Origin of the sequence: Cellulomonas septica (genome assembly GCF_012396155.1) — a bacterium.
GTDB classification, from domain to species: Bacteria; Actinomycetota; Actinomycetes; order Actinomycetales; family Cellulomonadaceae; genus Cellulomonas; species Cellulomonas septica.
Genome location: NZ_JAAXOY010000624.1, coordinates 1 through 2,076, shown reverse-complemented (window position 1 = coordinate 2,076; position 2,076 = coordinate 1). Strand labels below are relative to the sequence as shown.

The 2,076-nt window shown below is 74.2% G+C and carries 2 protein-coding genes; both read left to right on the top strand.

Annotated features, from left to right (window positions below; translation table 11 throughout):
- The first annotated feature begins 323 nt into the window (after nt 1-323).
- Nucleotides 324-965 (top strand): DUF4194 domain-containing protein, encoded by a 642-nt coding sequence (locus tag HGA02_RS17390; protein ID WP_210728752.1) that lies wholly within the window; start codon nt 324-326, stop codon nt 963-965.
- Nucleotides 962-2,076: ATP-binding protein (locus HGA02_RS17385; RefSeq protein WP_246248009.1), on the top strand; the 1,115-nt coding region annotated here is incomplete at its 3' end. The genes HGA02_RS17390 and HGA02_RS17385, both read left to right, overlap by 4 nt.

Below are 2,076 nucleotides of genomic sequence, written 5' to 3'. Positions count from 1 at the left end.
CCGGCCCGTGGACCTCCTGGGCCTGCTCGAGCTCGCGCACGCCCACGGCATGACGGAGACCGACCGGGTCGCGCTCGTCGACGCGGTCCGGCCCGACGGCGCCCGCCGACGCCTCGCGTTCGGCGGCGTCACGATCCGCACGAAGGACGACACCGATGACTGACGCCCCGACCGTCGCGACCGACGCCGACGCGCAGGACGACGCCGTCGACCTGCCGGACGCCGTCGACGCGCCCGACGCCACGGACCTGCCGGACGCGCCCGACGACGCCGACGACCTCGCGACGCCCGACGAGCGCGGCGGGTTCATCCCGCCCGTGCCGATGGAGGAGGACCCCGCGGAGCTGTTCGCGGGCGACTCGGGGACCCTCGACGCCGACGTGCGCCGCGTGCTCGTGCGCCTGCTCCAGCGCCGGTTCCTCGTCGCCGACCGCAACCGCGCCCAGTGGCGCACGCTGCTCGAGAACCAGCAGGTCATCGAGTCCCGGCTGCACGACCTGTTCGTGCACCTCGTCGTCGACCACGACCGCGGCATCGCCTACAAGCGGCAGGTCCGCTCGGCCGAGCTCGACGTGCCCGTGCTGCTGCGCGACGACGCGTACTCGCGCGCCGAGACCCTCGTCCTCGTGCACCTGCGCACCGTGTTCCAGCGCGAGCGCGGTGCGGGGGAGACGTCCGTGCGCGTCGACGTCGAGGAGATCGAGCAGACCGCGCTCACGTACTTCGACCCCGACGACACGAACGTCGCGAGCCACCAGCGCGAGATCCGCGCGGCGGTCGCGCGGCTCGCGAAGGAGGGGCTGATCGAGGAGGAGTCGGAGGGGCGGTTCCGCGTGACGCCGCTCGTCGAGGTCGTGCTGAGCAACGAGCGGCTCACCGAGCTGCGCACGTGGCTCGCCGAGCAGGTCCGCGGCGCGAGCGGGGTGCAGGTCCGCGGCGGCGCGGGCGAGGAGGACGTCCGATGACGATGGTCGACACGCTGTTCGGGCTGATCCCGGAGGCGTCGACGGGGCAGCAGTGGGTCGCGCGCGACCTGCAGCTCGTCAACTGGGGCGGCTACGACGGCCACCACCGCGTGCGGCTCGCGTCGACCGCGACGCTGCTGTCGGGCGGCTCGGGGTCGGGCAAGTCGACGCTCATGGACGCGTACATCGCGCTGCTCATGCCGCACACCACGCCGTTCAACGGCGCGTCGAACGGCGGGGTCGTGGGGCGGCCGCGCGGCAAGGACCAGCGCAACATCCTGTCGTACGCGCGCGGCAAGCTCGACGAGTCGCGCACCGACGAGGGCAGCACCCGCCAGCGCGTGCTGCGCGGCGACGGGCGCGACACGTGGTCGGCGATCGCGATGACGTGGACCGACCAGGGCGGCACCGAGCTCACGGCCGTGCGCGCCTGGTACGTGCCGTCGGCGGCTCGCACGCTCGAGGAGGTCGTCGCGGTCCGCGCGACGCGCGACGGGTCGTTCGACCTGCGCACGCTCGAGGACGCCGCGGCGCACCGGTTCGCGCGTCCCGCGCTCACCGAGGCCGGTCTGACCGTCTTCGACACCGACCGCGACCTCACCGCGCGCCTGCACGCGACGCTCGGCATCGGCGCGTCCGGCGACGGCGCCAAGGCCGTCGCGCTGCTCGGTCGCATCCAGGCCGGGCAGCAGATCACCACCGTCGACGCGCTGTACAAGGCGATGGTGCTCGAGGAGCCCGACACCTACGCGACGGCCGACGCCGTCGTCGAGCAGTTCGACAAGCTCTCCGGCACGCGCGACCAGATGGTCACCGCACGCCAGCAGGTCAAGGCGCTCGAGCCGATCCGGGCGCTGCGCGCCGAGATCGACGAGGCCGCCGACCGGCTGCGCGTCATCGACGAGATCGGCACGTTCGACGAGCCCGCGTCACCCGCCGCGCTGTGGAAGCACGAGCGCCGCCTCGACCTGCTGCGCGACGCCGAGGCCGACCTGCAGCGCCGCCAGCACCGCGCGCGCGACCACGTCGCCGAGACGCAGGCCCGCATCGCCGCGGCCCGCTCGGAGCTCGACGGCGTCAAGGAGACCCTGTGGTCGTCGGGCGGCGACCG

Excerpts from the sequence above, each read along its gene's own strand:
- HGA02_RS17390 (WP_210728752.1), top strand. The coding sequence starts at position 324 with ATGGAGGAGGACCCCGCGGAGCTGTTCGCGGGCGACTCGGGGACCCTC.